Raw genomic sequence first — 15951 nt, forward strand, 5'->3', positions numbered from 1 at the left:
CTCATTCCTCCTCAAAAGAAATCTCTGGCAACTGAGCAAGAATATCTTCACGCTTGATCGCCCCTTGGCGTAAGATTTTCACCTTATCTCCAGACAAATCCAAAATCGTCGAATCCTGTCCAGTTAAAGAAACATCGTCCTCCAGACCCAGAACCTCTTGGTCAAAATCCTCTAGAATTTGAGCAAAGGTCACTCCACTTGCCTGACCTGAAATATTGGCAGACGGCCCAATCAAGGGACCTGTCTCTCGAATCAAATCAAGTGTAATGGGGTGACTCGGCATCCGAAATCCTACCGTTACAAGACCAGAATTGACCCAATAGGGAACTCTGTCATTGGATTCGAGGATAATGGTCAAGGGCCCTGGTAAAAAGGCCTCTACAAGTTTTTCTAGATAAGTTGGCTGATTCTTTGAAAAGTGCAAGATGTCCTCTAGAGAAGAGACATTAAGATTGAGCGCCTTATCTCTAGGACGACGTTTGAGTTGGTAAACATGGTCAACAGCTTTTTCGTCTAAGGCCTTAGCAAAAAGACCGTAAACCGTCTCTGTAGGCAGAACGACAGCTCCACCATTTTCTAACTCTTGTCTAATCCTGTCCATCATCAACCACAACCATCCTATCTTGACCAAATTGGTCCTTGAGTGTTCGTACTCGTTTTTCAGGAAGATATTTCCTAAAAAGCGCAGGAACACTTTGACCTTGCTTGTATCCAATTTCAAGGTAAATCTTACCACCATCTGTGAGATAGTCTTTTGCATCTTCCGCAATTCTGCGATAAATAGCTAGGCCATCCTCATCTGCAAAGAGAGCTAGATGAGGCTCCGAATGTAAAACATTCAAACCGACCTCCGACTCATCTTCACGAGAGATATAGGGTGGATTGGATACAATTATATCATATTTTTCAGAAATTTCTGCAAAACAATCAGATTTTTTAAAAAATATCTGGAGATTCTGAACTTTAGCGTTTTCAGTTGCCAAATCTAGTGCATCCTGTGAAATATCAACTGCTGTAACCAACCAATTTGGTCTGTTTTTTGCTAGGGCGAGGGCGATGGCACCACTTCCCGTACCGATGTCCAAGACCCTGAGATTTTCTTTAGGATTGTCTGCCAAGATTAGTTCTACCAACTCCTCTGTTTCCGGACGAGGAATCAAAACCCGCTCATCTACTTTTAACTGCATTCCAAAGAAATCTGCGTGATCAATGATATACTGAGCTGGTTTGTGAGCTGCTAACTGCTGATAAATTTCTTCTACAAATTGTCTTTCTTTCTCTGTTACCTCTTGCTGAAGGGCAAAGACAAAGTCCGTAAATGAGAGATTTTTTAAGCTACGATAGACAAAAGAGAGGCTTTCTGCTTCCTCTCCTTGTCTTATCAACTCTTCTTCAAAATCTGAAAATAATTGAGCTAATTTCATTAATTGTTTAATTCTTCTAATTTTTGTGTTTGGTCATAAAGAACCAAGGCATCCACAACTTCATCCAATTTACCAGACAATATGGTATCTAGTTTTTGAAGGGTCAAGCCAATACGGTGGTCTGTGACACGGTTTTGTGGGAAATTGTAAGTACGGATCCGTTCTGAACGGTCACCAGTACCGATAGTAGACTTACGTTCAGCGTCTTGTTCATCTTGGGCAATCTGAGCAAAATGGTCAGCAACACGGGCACGAATGATTTTCATGGCCTTCTCACGGTTTTTCTGCTGGGTACGTTCTTCTTGCATCTCAACCTTGATATTGGTTGGCAAGTGAACGATACGCACGGCAGTCGCAACCTTATTGACGTTCTGACCACCAGCACCTGATGCGTGGTAGATGTCAACACGAAGATCTTTTGGATCGATATCGTATTCTACTTCTTCGACTTCAGGCATAACAAGAACTGTAGCAGTTGAGGTATGAACACGACCTTGGCTTTCTGTCACGGGGACACGCTGCACACGGTGGGCACCTGATTCGTACTTAAGCTTAGAATATACAGATTGACCCGAAACCATAGCAACCACTTCTTTGAAACCACCGACACCATTCATAGAAGCCTCCATGACTTCAAAGCGCCAGCCTTGGGCTTCAGCATACTTTTGGTACATAGTTAGCAAATCTCCAGCGAAGAGCGCCGCTTCGTCTCCACCAGCTGCTCCACGGATTTCAAGGATGATGTTCTTGTCATCGTTTGGATCCTTTGGAAGGAGCAAGATTTTCAGTTTTTCTTCGTATTCTTCTTTTTCAGCCTTGGCATCTTTGAGCTCTTGCTTGGCCATTTCCTCCAAGTCCGCGTCTCCACCAGATTCCTTAATCATCTCTTCGGCATCAACGATGTTTTGAAGGACTTGCTTGTATTCACGGTAGGCAGTTACCGTATCACGAGTAGAAGCTTCTTCTTTCGAAAGCTCCATGAAACGCTTGGTATCTGAGACGACATCTGGGTCACTCAGCAATTCTCCTAGTTCTTCATAACGGTCTTCTACAGCTTGTAGTTGATCATAGATGTTCATTTTTTCTCCTTAGTTCTAAATTGTTAAATCATAGATTGCTACTACTTCGTTCTCAAATATTTCCCCAGTTTCTTTAAATCCATAACTGAGGTAACAAGATCTTGCATGTTCATTTTCTGGTTCATAAGACAACCAAAGTTTATTGTCTAAACCTGCTGGCGCTGTCCGAACATAGTCCAGCACTTTATCCATAATTGGTTTAAAATATCTTTGATTTTGAAAATTCTTATCAATCATAAAACGAAATAGTAAATAATTTCCACTACTAATTCCGATCTTTTTATCATAAGCTATCATCACAAAACCTATAATTGCATCATTATCATAAACTGCCAATGGAGCTACAAAATTTCCATTTTTAGTGTAGACATATGCTTCAGCTAAACTAATTGCGTTGGTTGCAATGAATTGTTTTTGATATTCCTTGACATCCAAATTCAAAACATCAAAATAATTTTCCATTGTAACATCTCTTAGTTCAATTGTCATAGTTGTGCTCCTTGTTAGATGTTATCATTGGCGCAAAATAATGTTTACGGCAAACCGAGATATAGGTTTCATTGCCACCAATTTGAATTTGTTCGCCATCATAAACGGGCAGCCCATCCTGAGTACGCAACACCATGGTCGCCTTTTTCTTACAGTACTGACAGATGGTCTTGATTTCGTCAATCTTGTCTGCTAAGAGCAAGAGGTATTTTGAACCTTCGAACAATTCATTGCGAAAGTCATTCTTCAAACCAAAAGCCATGACAGGGATGTCTAACTCATCAACAACACGAGCTAGGTCGTAAACATGGTGACGCTTGAGAAACTGGGCCTCATCGACCAACACACAGTAAGGTTTTTCAGGTAAGTCACGGATATAACCGAAGATATCTGTCGTTTCCTCAATCGCAATGGCTGGGCGTTTCATGCCAATCCGACTAGACACATAGCCAACACCGTCACGCGTATCCAGAGCCGAAGTCATAATCACAACTCCCTTTCCTTGCTCCTCGTAGTTATAGGCCACCTTGAGAATCTCAATCGTCTTACCAGAGTTCATGGTCCCATAACGATAATACAACTGTGCCATGCTATTATTTCACGTCCATTTCTAAATTTTTGCTACATTCTAGTATATCATAATTTTCTGAAGCTTTAAACGGCAAAATGTGGTAAAATAGAAGAAATCAAAAACTAGTGGAGGAAGCTATTATGCCATTTGTACGCATCGATTTATTTGAAGGACGCACGCTCGAGCAAAAAAAAGCTCTTGCTAAGGAAGTAACGGAAGCTGTTGTCCGTAACACAGGAGCACCTCAATCTGCTGTCCATGTCATCATCAATGACATGCCTGAAGGAACTTACTTCCCTCAAGGAGAAATGCGCACCAAATAAACTAGCTTAAGCAGAATTGCTTAGGCTTTTTCAATCTCCAAGTAGCATCCATTGAAGAAATAACCTAAATTTGTTACAATTTGAAGAGATGCTTGGATACATATCCTAAGAAAAGAAATACAAAAGGAAATAGTATGATTACACGTGAATTCGACACCATCGCTGCTATCTCTACTCCACTAGGAGAAGGGGCTATTGGTATTGTCCGCCTGAGTGGAACTGACAGTTTTGCCATTGCACAAAAAATCTTTAAAGGTAAAGACTTGAGTCAGGTTGCTAGCCACACTCTCAACTACGGTCACATCGTTGACCCTCAAACTGGTAAGGTCATGGACGAGGTTATGGTTGGGGCTATGAAGTCTCCCAAAACCTTCACTCGTGAGGATATTATCGAGATTAACACCCACGGTGGGATTGCAGTAACCAATGAAATTCTTCAGCTAGCTATACGTGAAGGAGCTCGGTTGGCAGAACCTGGTGAATTTACCAAGCGTGCCTTTCTAAATGGTCGTGTGGACTTGACACAGGCTGAGGCAGTGATGGACATCATCCGTGCCAAAACTGACAAGGCTATGAATATCGCTGTCAAACAATTGGACGGTTCCCTTTCTGATCACATTAACAATACTCGGCAAGAAATCCTCAATACGCTTGCCCAAGTAGAGGTCAATATCGACTATCCTGAGTACGACGATGTTGAGGAAGCTACTACTGCTGTTGTCCGCGAGAAGACTATGGAGTTTGAACAATTGCTAACCAATCTCCTTAGAACAGCTCGTCGCGGTAAGATCCTCCGTGAGGGAATTTCAACTGCCATCATCGGGCGTCCCAACGTTGGAAAATCGAGCCTCCTCAACAACCTCTTGCGTGAAGACAAGGCTATCGTAACTGACATCGCTGGTACGACACGAGATGTTATCGAAGAATACGTCAACATTAACGGGGTTCCTCTCAAATTGATTGATACAGCTGGAATCCGTGAAACAGATGATATCGTGGAACAAATCGGTGTCGAACGTTCGAGAAAAGCCCTCAAGGAAGCTGACTTGGTACTACTAGTGCTAAATGCCAGTGAACCACTAACAGCACAAGACAGACAACTCTTAGAAATCAGTCAGGATACCAATCGCATTATTCTTCTTAACAAAACTGACCTGCCAGAAGCGATTGAAACTTCTGAACTTCCTGAAGATGTCATCCGTATTTCAGTTCTTAAAAACCAAAACATTGATAAGATCGAAGAGCGTATTAACGATCTCTTCTTTGAAAATGCTGGTTTGGTTGAGCAAGATGCTACTTACTTGTCAAATGTCCGTCATATTTCCTTGATTGAAAAGGCCGTTGAAAGTCTACAAGCTGTTAACCAAGGTCTGGAACTGGGGATGCCAGTTGACCTTCTTCAGGTTGACTTAACTCGTACTTGGGAAATTCTCGGAGAAATCACTGGTGATGCTGCTCCAGATGAACTCATCACCCAACTCTTTAGCCAATTCTGTTTAGGAAAATAAGAAAAATCCATGATCGTTCATTCGGTCATGGATTTTATTATCTTTATTAGTAATCTGGTCTTAGGACACCTGTTACGGTTGCCTTAGTTGCTTCGTAGTCGCCATCTACAACAACTTTGATAATGCGTTTGGCATCTTCTTCCGGCGCTGGAACTAGAGGTAGACGAGTTGGTCCAGCTTCAAATCCCATATAGTTCAGAACCGCCTTAACTGGAGCAGGACTTGGATAAGAGAAGAGGGCATTGACCTTAGGAATGAATTTACGTTGAATTGCTGCAGCTTTTTTCATATCGCTTTCTGCAATTGCAGTGAACATTTCGTGCATTTCATCTCCATTTGTATGAGAAGCAACCGAAATAACCCCATCTGCACCGAGATTCATAGCATGGAAGGCATCGCCATCTTCACCTGTATAAATCAAAAACTCTTCTGGCTTGTGCTCAATCAAGTAAGCCATATTTGCCAAGCTGGTACATTCTTTAACACCGATAATATTAGGATGGTCAGCCAAACGAAGCATGGTTTCTGGAGTTAATTCCACTACTACACGACCTGGAATGTTATAGATGATAATGGGTAGGTCCGAAGCATCCGCAATCGCCTTAAAGTGCTGATACATCCCTTCTTGAGAAGGTTTATTGTAGTAAGGCACGATAGCAAGACCAGCAGCAAAACCACCAAAGTCTGCGACTTCTTTGACAAATTCGATAGAGTCACGTGTGTCATTGGTCCCTACACCCGCAATCAAAGGAACACGTCCATTGACAACCTTTTGCACAGCCGCAAACAATTCCAACTCTTCATCGTGGGTCAAGGTCGGACTCTCAGCAGTTGTTCCTGCGAGAAGAATTCCGTCTGTGTGATGGGACAACAAATGCTCAATCAAAGCAGGAATGGCATCAAAGTTGATGGAACCATCCTCATGGAAAGGGGTAATGAAGGCCGTGATGATTTTACACTCTTTTAAATCTTGGTAAGACATGTGAAACACCTCTCTATTTCAAAGAAGGAGTTCATTCGAACTCCTAAACCATTATTTCAATTCAAATTTCAGATCAGCTGTTGGACGGACCAAACCACGCTCATGAAGTGTTTCTGCGATTTGAACTGAGTTCCAAGCAGCACCTTTGAGGAGGTTATCTGAAACAACCCACATATGGATTCCTTTTTCAGCATCCAAGTCTTTACGGATACGACCAACAAAGGTATCACGTGAGCCAACAGCATTGATAGCTTGCGGATAGATTTGATGAGCTACATCATCCTCCAGAACTGCACCTGGAAAGGCTGCGATGGTTGCTTTCACTTCTTCAATTGGAGCCACTTCTTTTGTTTCGATATAAACAGACTCAGAGTGAGCTGACAAGACGGGAATACGAACACATGTTGCAGACACTGCGATGCTATCATCTTCCATGATTTTCTTCGTTTCCTTGGTCATCTTCATCTCTTCGTAAGTGTAATCATTGTCAGTGAAGACATCGATTTGTGGAAGAGCGTTAAAGGCGATAGGATAGTGTTTCTTGTCACCGCCTGAAGGCAAGATTTCCGCATGCAAATCACGTGGGGTCACACCATCATTCAATACTTGACGAAGTTCACGTTGTGTTTCAAGAATCGCTCCCATACCTGCACCTGAAACAGCCTGGTAAGTTGAAACGATGATACGGTCCAAGCCCCATTTTTGACGAACAGGCTCAAGCGCCACCATCATTTGGATTGTCGAACAGTTAGGGCAGGCAATGATTCCGTTGTGGTCATCAAGTGCGTGAGCATTGACTTCTGGAACAACCAAAGGAACATCTGGATTTTGACGGAAATAAGATGTGTTATCTACTACTACCGCTCCAGCTTGAACTGCGTATGGTGCATACTTAGCTGATGTCGAACCACCTGCTGAGAAGAGTGCAATATCAACGCCCTCAAAAGCTGTCTCAGTCGTTTCCTCAATCGTAATATCTTGGTCTTTAAATTTCAGAGTCTTGCCTGCTGAACGTGAAGAAGCAAGGTAACGAATTTTATCGATTGGAAGCGTTGATTCTTCCAACATTTTTATCATCTGAGCTCCGACAGCACCTGTCGCGCCGACTACAGCAACTGTATATCCCATAAATAACCTCTTTCGGAATTTTCTAAAAATTTCTATAATAGGAATATTATACTACTTTTTCAATGAATTGCAAAGCATTTTGAGGCTATATTTTCTGAAAATTAAAAATCCCTAGCCATTCGACTAGGGACTAAGAGGCATCTTCATGTGATGAGCAGGTTCACACAACTCATCAAGGTCCGCTCCTGCGTTATGACCTCCTTATGCTCAATAGTAGTCCGAAGACTACCTATCGACTCATCGCAACTACTATTCTACTAGATAGAGTCACTTTTGTCAACAGTCAAAACTCTTTGTCTACATTTATACAGGTAGATAAGAAAAACCTTGGTCTCCCAAGGTTATTTCGTCTCTATCATGCTAATTGCCGGGATTGAACCGGCGACCTCATCCTTACCATGGATGCGCTCTGCCAACTGAGCTAAATCAGCTTACCTAAAAAGTATACTATAGTTCTATGCTCTTGTCAAGCGCTCTCTTTTAATTTTATGGAATGAAAAAAGCTAGATTTAGCAAGAATCTAGCTTATAAACTCCTTATTTTGTTAGATCGATTCGCTGTCCCAGTTTATTGATCAAAATCGCACCTACGATTAGTGATGCAAACTCACCAATTCCAGTAGAAAACCATGTCAAGAAGAATGGAGCTTCTGCGACAATATAGAGTTCTGCTGCAATGGTAATCATTGAAATGGAGAACAGGATTGAAAAGAAGAAATGATCTTTTCGAATCAAACCATTGAACAGATAGTCTTTCTTGTACTTGCTAAATAGCCATACACCTAGACTAAGGAAAACCAGGGTAGAGCCCCCACCGACAAAGACATCAATTATGCCAAAACTAAAGAAATTAGCAATCATACAACCAATCGTCACACCGATGATGTATTTAGGATTGTAAAAGGCCAAGAAATTCATCATCTCAGAAATACGGAACTGGTAGGCACCGTAGCTAATGGCATTAAGGGGTGGGGTGATGGTCAAAACCACATAGATAGCAGCAACGATAGCAATATCTGCCATATCACGAACAGTTAATTTTTTCATGTTTTCTCCTTTGGCGGTTTCCCGCGTAAAATATGCTTGGTGAAAGAAGCTAAGCACCAAGGGTTGATTGAATCAACCTTACCAGTATAGCACAATAGCCAGCTTTATGCTATACTAAAATCATGAAAAAACTAATAAAAACTTTCTTTGATAACGAAATCCTCTCCTACTTATTTTTCGGTGGAGCTACTACTCTGATCTCGATTTTATCACGTTTGCTTATTTACCATATCAGTCACCAGGAAATCCTAGCAACCGTAAGCGCAAATATCATTGGGATTCTCTTTGCCTTTATCACAAATGACACCATCGTCTTTAAGCAAAAGAGAAAGAATTGGCCGACTCGCCTGGCTAAGTTTTTCTTAGCTCGTCTCTCTACTCTTGGTCTTGACGTTCTTTTAACTTATATCTTTGTTACATCTTATCCCGATATTATCGGGCAATTTGTCAACGATCAACTAGATCAGGTTAATGCCATCGAAACGCTAATTGCGCAGGTTTTGATTATCATTCTTAACTATATTTTTAGTAAAGTATACGTTTTTTATAAATGAAATGGATGTCATTAAGCATTAAGGTTGCAATATTTAGGTATTTCAGGTACAATTAAGACTAGTTTTTGAAAGGAAATTATGAAAATGTTAAAAGATCTTAAAGAATTTTTGCTTCGTGGCAATGTCGTTGACCTCGCTGTCGGTGTTATCATCGCCTCTGCTTTTGGTGCTATCGTTACTTCACTTGTAAATGACATCATCACTCCACTTATCTTGAACCCAGCTTTGAAAGCGGCGAACGTAGAACGTATCGCTGAACTTTCATGGAATGGTGTTGGTTACGGTAGCTTCTTGAGTGCTGTTATCAACTTCTTAGTGATTGGTACTGTTCTTTTCTTCGTTATCAAAGCTGTTGAAAAAGCTCAAAACCTTACTAAGAAAGAAGAGCCAGCTGAGGATACACCTGCTGCTCCAACTGAACTTGAAGTCCTTCAAGAAATCAAAGCTCTTCTTGAGAAAAAATAAGACAAATAAAGGATCTAGCTTCATGCTAAATCCTTTTTTCTTATGTGACTTTCAGTCCGTCTCGCTCCGCCAGGTGCGAGACAAATAAACCACCCGCTATGCGGGTGCGCGTCGAAGGTTATACCAAAAAAACTCCAAACGCGATACAATAAAGGTGTTCAAGCCAATTGTAAAGCGAGAGGAGAAAAATATGGCACAAAAGGCACATAGTTTATCACACACAAAGTGGATGTGTAAATATCATATTGTGTTCACCCCTAAGTATAGACGAAAAGTCATTTATAATCAATATCGAAGTAGTTTGGGAGAAATATTCCGCCGATTATGTAGTTATAAAGGAGTTGAGATTATCGAAGGTCATTTAATGCCAGACCATGTACATATGTTAGTCAGTATTCCACCGAGGATAAGTGTTTCAAGTTTCATGGGGTATTTAAAAGGTAAAAGTGCACTCATGATGTTTGACAAACACGCCAACCTCAAGTACAAGTTTGGGAATCGGCATTTCTGGGCAGAAGGTTATTATGTGAGCACAGTAGGGCTCAATGAAGCCACAATTAAGAAATATATTCAAGATTAAAGAAATTATTCAGTGGATGATTTCTTCACGAGTATGAAAATTCGAGAACGAGTAAAGCATGATATAGCACTAGATAAATTAAGTGTAAAAGAATATGAGGATCCTTTAGGGATAGTGGTAAGTAGTACCAAGGCCTCTTTAAGAGGCAAGTGACGAGTCAAGAGCAATGAGGCTTGAACAACGTGAAAGACAGCGTCTTTAGGCGCTGGCTGGTAATTTGGGCTTATAGCCCTGGTACAAACCACCCGTTAGACGGGTGGTTATGATTTAGTCTTTCGGCAACTTACCAGCCTTTTCTAGCATTTTCTTAATCAAGTAAGGCATCTTCACATTTTCACGGCCTTTTTTCTCAATCAGTTTTTTCACAAATTCTGGCATCTGAAGGTCGTCTGTCTCCTCCATAATATCCTTGGTGGTTGCTGAAGGCGCTAATTCGTCAAAGGTTTCTTCTTCTGGGAGAAATTCCTTAAATTCTTTTTGTTCATTGGCTCTTACAGTATCAACTAAAGCATCAATTAAACGAGAATCTGTGTTTGGCATAGGTGGTCGATGATAGGTTATACCTAATTCTCGACATAATTCATAACATTCTACATCGTTATCAAAAAGAACTTCGATATGTTCACTGATAAAGCTAATTGGTACAAAAATATAATGCTCTGGATGTTGCTTTTGTTCTCTCAAATACTCAAGTACATCTGGCTTGATCCAAGGGATTCCAATATCACTCTCGCTCTGCCAAGTATTGGTATACTGGTCGGCTGTTAGACTGAGTTGCTCTGCTATCAACTTGATATTATCAAAAATCTGATCGATATAAGGATCTCCAAAGTCCAAGGCAAAAATGGGGACGCTATGGGCTGAGAAAATCACCTTAAAGGACTCTTCTCTCACATCGTTTCGTAAAATTTTGCTAATCTCATCTGTCCAGAAGTCCAGCAAAGACTGTTGCTGATACCAATCCTTAATGACTAAAAATTGTATTTGCTGGCTCTCCAGAAACTTTTCATACCCCATAACCGAGTAGAAGGAATAATGGGGTTCTAAAATCAAGCAAATACATTCTTCAACACCATCAGCCTCCATCTGCTTGATAACATCAGGGATAAAGGGCCGAGAAAATTTGTTGGCAAAGTAGATGCCATACTCTTCTCCTAAACGTTCCTTGACTAAATTGACCTCCTCACGTGTAATCCTCTGCAGGGGCGTACCACCTATACGAACATAATTGTCATAAAGAGTCTGAATCTCGTGATCCTTGGGCCTGATTCCACGACGAATATTGGTAAAAAAATCCGCCACACTCTCAAAGGTAATCTCTTCTGGCGACCCGAATGTCATCATTAAAATTGCTTTTTTCATTTATATGTCCTTGTGATATTTTTTTCAATTACCATTGTACCATGAAATATATAATAAATAAACGCTTTCATTCATTTTATTTTTATTTACTCCTCTTTGTTTTTCTCTCCATTCTATGATACAATGAAAAAAATGATATTAAAGGAGTTTTTATGACTTATCCCAACCTTTTAGAGCGTTTCTTGACCTACGTTAAGGTTAATACGCGTTCTGATGAACACTCGACTACTACTCCAAGTACGCAAAGCCAGGTAGATTTTGCGACCAATATTCTTATTCCTGAAATGAAACGTGTTGGTCTGCAAAATGTTTACTACCTCCCAAATGGTTTCGCCATTGGTACCTTACCAGCAAACGATCCTAGCCTGACACGCAAGATTGGCTTCATCTCCCACATGGATACAGCTGACTTTAATGCTGAGGGAGTTAATCCGCAAGTTATCGAAAACTATGATGGTGGAGTTATCGACTTAGGTGATTCTGGCTTTAAACTAGATCCAGCTGACTTCAAGAGTCTTGAGAAATATCCAGGCCAAACTCTCATCACAACAGATGGCACGACCTTGCTGGGTGCTGATGACAAGTCAGGGATTGCTGAAATTATGACTGCTATCGAATACCTGACTGCTCATCCCGAAATCAAGCATTGTGAGATTCGTGTTGGTTTTGGACCTGACGAAGAAATCGGTGTTGGTGCCAATAAGTTTGATGCAGAAGACTTTGATGTAGACTTTGCCTATACAGTCGATGGTGGACCACTAGGAGAACTGCAGTACGAGACTTTCTCAGCAGCTGGTGCTGAATTGCATTTTCAAGGTCGCAATGTTCACCCTGGTACTGCCAAAGGGCAGATGGTTAATGCCCTTCAGCTGGCGATTGATTTTCATAATCAACTTCCTGAGAATGACCGACCAGAACTGACAGATGGTTACCAAGGTTTCTATCATCTTATGGATGTGTCAGGTAGTGTCGAGGAGGCGCGTGCAAGCTATATCATTCGTGACTTTGAAAAGGATGCCTTTGAAGTGCGTAAAGCAGCTATGCAAGCCATTGCTGACAAGATGAATCAAGAGCTTGGGAATAATCGCGTGACCTTAACTCTGACAGACCAGTACTACAATATGAAGGAAGTCATTGAGAAAGACATGACGCCCGTTACCATTGCTAAAGCTGTTATGGAAGATTTAGGTATCACGCCAATTATCGAACCAATCCGCGGTGGAACAGATGGATCTAAGATTTCCTTTATGGGTATCCCAACTCCAAATATCTTTGCAGGTGGTGAAAACATGCATGGACGTTTTGAATACGTCAGCCTTCAGACTATGGAGTGTGCGGTGGATACCATCATTGGCATTGTATCTTATAAAGACTAAAAAAGACGAGGTAGCTCAGCTACTTCGCCTTTCTTTTTATTCATTTGGTTGAGTACTTGGCTCAGACTCACTTTGCGCTTGCTTTTCTGTTGGTTGAGAAGCAACTGTTTCACTGTCTTTCTCAGACTTAGATTGGCTATCAGTTTCACTTGCTTTTGAACGGAGTTCCTGGTTCAAGCTAATGATTTCTTTAGCTAGAGTGAGGAGACCTTCTTTATCACTGCTTTTGGCTGCAAGTTGATCAAATAGGCCATCAACACGTTCAAAGTCTGCATCGGATCCTTTGTTATCCTCTAAGTACTTGTGAAGAGAGAGCAAGACATTATAGAGTTTTTGGTAGATAATTACCGTTTGTGGATCTTGTTCTGCTTCTTTTTTCTCTCGTTGGATAGTCGCTGCAATACGATTTAAAAGATCCTCAAGTTGTGTTTTAGCTTCGTCAAGGTCTGCATTTTCCTTTTCAGTAGCCGCTTTGATATTAGCTGCTTCTTCAGCTAGAGATTGTTTGACACCATCTTCTTTGACACGCGCTAGGAGTTGGGCAGCTTTTGTTAGAAGAGCATTCACTTCTTCCTTTTTAACATGGCTAACCCGCTCTTCTGGCATAAAATCACCATAGAGTTCTTTTAGGAATTCATAGATGGCTGTCTTAGCGGTTTGACTATCCACTTTTTCTGTATCCAGAATGGTTTTACCAGCTTTTGTAGATACGGGTTCTTCTTTGAGAGCTTCTTCTACTTCTAGCTTAGTTTGGTAAATAGTTGGGAATAGCTTGTTCAAGTCGGTTGCTTTGAGGAAAGATTGTGACTGGTAAAGTTCCCAAGTCAACTTGGCAACACGGTTCCGAAGTTCTTCTCTCAAACGACCATCAGACACATGTTCGTAGAAGTACTTGATGTACTCTACTGTTGTAACCCCGGTCCGATCTTGGAAATCTTGCAAGGCCTGCAGTTTCGCTTCAATGGCAGCCAACTCTGTCTCATCCTGTGCTAGTTTTGCTTCCTGCAAATGTACCAAAAGATCTTTCTTAGGCAAGCCATAAGTGTCCGTGTCCAAAGTATTAATCTTATCTACTAGGGCTTGGTACTTCTTATCCAAAGGTGAAGTTTCAACTGGTGCCACACTTTGATCCACATGGATGTATTGCTTGTCAAAGAGATCCAAGGCTGCTAGATATCCACCAGTTGAGTTTGTTGCCAGTTTTTTCATATTTTCGGTGAATTGCCCCAAAGCAAGTTCAACACGTCTCTGCGTGATTGGCTGGTCTTTGTAGAGACTTCTGCTATCTGCTAAAAGTTGATCCACCTTAGATAGAACTGTTTGTTCATCAAATGCTCCAGGTTGATAGGTCGATTGTAGGGCCGGAATCTTATTTTTCAAAGCTACTTCATAGCCCTTAGTTTGAACCTTGATGTAGTGATTGTGGTCTCCGTGAGGAATCACAAAACTACCACTTTCTACCTGTAAACTATAAGGAGATACCCCATCACGTAGGGCAGTCGTATACAGTTCATTTAGGAAATCCAGTTCTGGATTCCCAGTTTGGAGAGGAATACGAACATGTTCTTTTCGAACGGCATAGGGATGGATATGGGTTGGATCATAAGCTTGATCCGGATTTCCAAAGACAAAGAATCCATTTGAAATGCGAATTGCTTCGAGCGGTACTCCGTAGGTCTGTGAGATATACTTGATTTTTTCTTCATCGCTCGCATCTCTCGAGAAACTTTCCACAGTCTTTGCAAGTGGTTGAACGTGCTGAGACTGATGATTTTCTTTCAAGCGGGATTGGGCAGCTTTGATTTGGGCTGCAGTCAAGTCCTTCTTAAAGAAATAATGAGCGTGATCTCCATGTGAAACTACAAAACCTTGCTCATCTTCACTAATAACACGATCAGCTGCAAAACCATGATCATGTTCTTCACCATGGTGGTGTTCATGTTCCTCTCCATCATGGTCATGATCTTCATGGTTGGTGTCCTGACTTCCATAGTCACCGTCTTGGTCATGATGATCTTGTTGAGCTGGATGCTCTGCTGGTTTGCTTGGATTTTCCAAAGGTGTTGGTTGCCCACTGTCGCTAGATAAAGGAATCATACGTGCAATCTTTTCTTCCAATGCAGAAAGCTTTGTATATGGGATGAAATGATAGTGATTTCCGTGAGGAATCGCCACACCACTCGGCGTTCTACTTGAAATCTTAGCAGGGTCAAAAATCAAGCCATCTGATTCAGCATAACGTTGAGTACGTGGAAGAGCATAGAGTTGTTGCAATAGACTCTGAAGACTCTCTTCTTGACTCAGGTTGGTCGTTTGACTAGTTGCGTTTGGAGTCGGACGATAGTCAGTTACACTTGGCTGATTTCTAGTTCCAGAGAGGTAGGCTTGGGCAGCAGCCAATTCGCTAGCAGACAAGGAACTCTTAGGAATGTAGTGATAATGTCCAACATGAGGGACAATATAAGCATCTCCAGTATCCTCTATAATATCAGACGGATTAAAGATGTAGCCATCATCTGTAGTATAGCGACCTTGTGATTGAGCGAGAGCCACTGCACTGTTTGAAGTTGGTGCATCATGAGTATGACCTTGTTTTTGGCGTTCAATTTCGTCTTTTGTACGAACGTTATCTGCATGTGCCGCATCCTTAAGGTAAACATAATACTTACCATCAACCTTGATAATGTAGCCACCTTTGATTTCGTTGACAATATCAGCGTCATTGAGTTGATAATTCGCATCTTTCATCAAAAGTTCTTCACTGAAAATCGCATCAAAAGGAACTTTACCATTGTAATAATGGAAATGATCACCGTGTGAAGTCACATAACCTTGATCGGTAATTTTCACAACAATTTGTTCAGCCTGAATGTCTTCTTTTTTGCTAACTTGATCTGGTGTCTGAGTTTCTGATTTTTGTGAGTCTTGTTTCCCATCGACATAAGATACACGGTTATTGTCTTTGTTTCCTTCTACTTGGTGTTGGTTCAGTGCATAGATGCAAAGACTTAGGGAAAGTACTAAAGCCGATCCCGCCACAAGATACTTTTTCTTCATTTTCATA

At 41.3% G+C, this 15951-nt stretch carries 15 protein-coding genes, 1 tRNA gene, 1 pseudogene and 1 riboswitch; of the genes and pseudogenes, 6 read left to right on the plus strand and 11 right to left on the minus strand.

The annotated features are described in order from the left end of the window. Window position 1: 1 nt before the first annotated feature. Genes B7705_RS06780 through B7705_RS06800 form a run of 5 tightly spaced genes read right to left on the minus strand, consistent with a single transcriptional unit; the run spans window position 2 to window position 3581 of the window. Entirely contained in the window at window positions 2–604 is a 603-nt protein-coding gene (locus B7705_RS06780; RefSeq protein ID WP_162284883.1) for an L-threonylcarbamoyladenylate synthase, read from the minus strand. Then, entirely contained in the window at window positions 588–1424 is an 837-nt protein-coding gene (gene prmC / locus B7705_RS06785) for a peptide chain release factor N(5)-glutamine methyltransferase (RefSeq protein WP_084948623.1), read from the minus strand. Before prmC ends, B7705_RS06780 begins: the two co-directional genes overlap by 17 nt. Then, entirely contained in the window at window positions 1424–2503 is a 1080-nt protein-coding gene (gene prfA / locus B7705_RS06790) for a peptide chain release factor 1 (protein ID WP_049550982.1), read from the minus strand. The genes prmC and prfA overlap by 1 nt, the downstream gene beginning before the upstream one ends. A gap of 15 nt (window positions 2504–2518) precedes the next feature. Then, a complete protein-coding gene (locus B7705_RS06795) occupies window positions 2519–2992 on the minus strand; it encodes a GNAT family N-acetyltransferase (protein WP_084948624.1) in 474 nt (157 codons plus the stop codon). Further along, window positions 2982–3581 carry a thymidine kinase gene (locus B7705_RS06800; protein WP_000068126.1) on the minus strand — a complete coding sequence of 200 codons (600 nt, stop codon included), beginning with the start codon at window positions 3579–3581 and terminating at the stop codon, window positions 2982–2984. The genes B7705_RS06795 and B7705_RS06800 overlap by 11 nt, the downstream gene beginning before the upstream one ends. Before the next feature lie 122 nt (window positions 3582–3703). On the opposite strand from B7705_RS06800, the gene B7705_RS06805 reads away from it, so the two are divergent. Continuing rightward, window positions 3704–3886, plus strand: a complete 183-nt coding sequence (locus B7705_RS06805; RefSeq protein WP_001117401.1) for a 4-oxalocrotonate tautomerase — start codon at window positions 3704–3706, stop codon at window positions 3884–3886. Between the two features lie 134 nt (window positions 3887–4020). Beyond that, window positions 4021–5394, plus strand: a complete 1374-nt coding sequence (gene mnmE, locus B7705_RS06810; RefSeq protein WP_084948626.1) for a tRNA uridine-5-carboxymethylaminomethyl(34) synthesis GTPase MnmE — start codon at window positions 4021–4023, stop codon at window positions 5392–5394. A gap of 46 nt (window positions 5395–5440) precedes the next feature. Here mnmE and dapA read toward each other — a convergent pair whose 3' ends face one another. The 4 genes from dapA to B7705_RS06830 form a co-directional block, all read right to left on the minus strand. After that, complete coding sequence (gene dapA / locus B7705_RS06815; RefSeq protein ID WP_084948627.1) at window positions 5441–6376, minus strand: 4-hydroxy-tetrahydrodipicolinate synthase; 936 nt, start codon at window positions 6374–6376, stop codon at window positions 5441–5443. A 51-nt stretch (window positions 6377–6427) separates the two neighbouring features. After that, window positions 6428–7504 carry an aspartate-semialdehyde dehydrogenase gene (locus B7705_RS06820; RefSeq protein ID WP_084948629.1) on the minus strand — a complete coding sequence of 359 codons (1077 nt, stop codon included), beginning with the start codon at window positions 7502–7504 and terminating at the stop codon, window positions 6428–6430. A 358-nt stretch (window positions 7505–7862) separates the two neighbouring features. Continuing rightward, window positions 7863–7935 (minus strand) — tRNA-Thr (locus B7705_RS06825). 105 nt (window positions 7936–8040) lie between these two features. Then, the gene (locus B7705_RS06830) at window positions 8041–8550 is read right to left on the minus strand and encodes a QueT transporter family protein (RefSeq protein ID WP_084948631.1); all 510 of its coding nucleotides are present in this window, start codon (window positions 8548–8550) and stop codon (window positions 8041–8043) included. Then, window positions 8548–8644, minus strand: a riboswitch (PreQ1 riboswitch). (Overlaps the previous gene by 3 nt.) A 28-nt stretch (window positions 8645–8672) precedes the next feature. Between B7705_RS06830 and B7705_RS06835 the strand changes: the two genes are divergently transcribed. From B7705_RS06835 to tnpA, 3 genes and pseudogenes are all read left to right on the plus strand, one after another. Continuing rightward, on the plus strand, window positions 8673–9104 hold the full coding sequence (locus tag B7705_RS06835) for a GtrA family protein (protein WP_084948632.1): 432 nt from the start codon (window positions 8673–8675) through the stop codon (window positions 9102–9104). Between the two features lie 84 nt (window positions 9105–9188). Continuing rightward, window positions 9189–9569: a large conductance mechanosensitive channel protein MscL gene (gene mscL, locus B7705_RS06840; protein ID WP_000910209.1), complete on the plus strand. Its 381-nt coding sequence runs from the start codon at window positions 9189–9191 to the stop codon at window positions 9567–9569. Between the two features lie 190 nt (window positions 9570–9759). Further along, window positions 9760–10274 (plus strand): annotated as a pseudogene (gene tnpA / locus B7705_RS06845) (IS200/IS605 family transposase). A 142-nt stretch (window positions 10275–10416) separates the two neighbouring features. Here tnpA and hemH read toward each other — a convergent pair. Next, the gene (gene hemH, locus B7705_RS06850; RefSeq protein ID WP_084948634.1) at window positions 10417–11511 is read right to left on the minus strand and encodes a ferrochelatase; all 1095 of its coding nucleotides are present in this window, start codon (window positions 11509–11511) and stop codon (window positions 10417–10419) included. Between the two features lie 152 nt (window positions 11512–11663). Between hemH and pepT the strand changes: the two genes are divergently transcribed. Beyond that, window positions 11664–12887 carry a peptidase T gene (gene pepT / locus B7705_RS06855; RefSeq protein WP_084948635.1) on the plus strand — a complete coding sequence of 408 codons (1224 nt, stop codon included), beginning with the start codon at window positions 11664–11666 and terminating at the stop codon, window positions 12885–12887. Between the two features lie 36 nt (window positions 12888–12923). Here pepT and B7705_RS06860 read toward each other — a convergent pair whose 3' ends face one another. Then, window positions 12924–15944, minus strand: a complete 3021-nt coding sequence (locus tag B7705_RS06860) for a pneumococcal-type histidine triad protein (RefSeq protein WP_084948637.1) — start codon at window positions 15942–15944, stop codon at window positions 12924–12926. Window positions 15945–15951: the final 7 nt, after the last annotated feature.

This window comes from Streptococcus oralis subsp. dentisani, assembly GCF_002096685.1.
Classification (GTDB): Bacteria; Bacillota; Bacilli; order Lactobacillales; family Streptococcaceae; genus Streptococcus; species Streptococcus oralis_AD.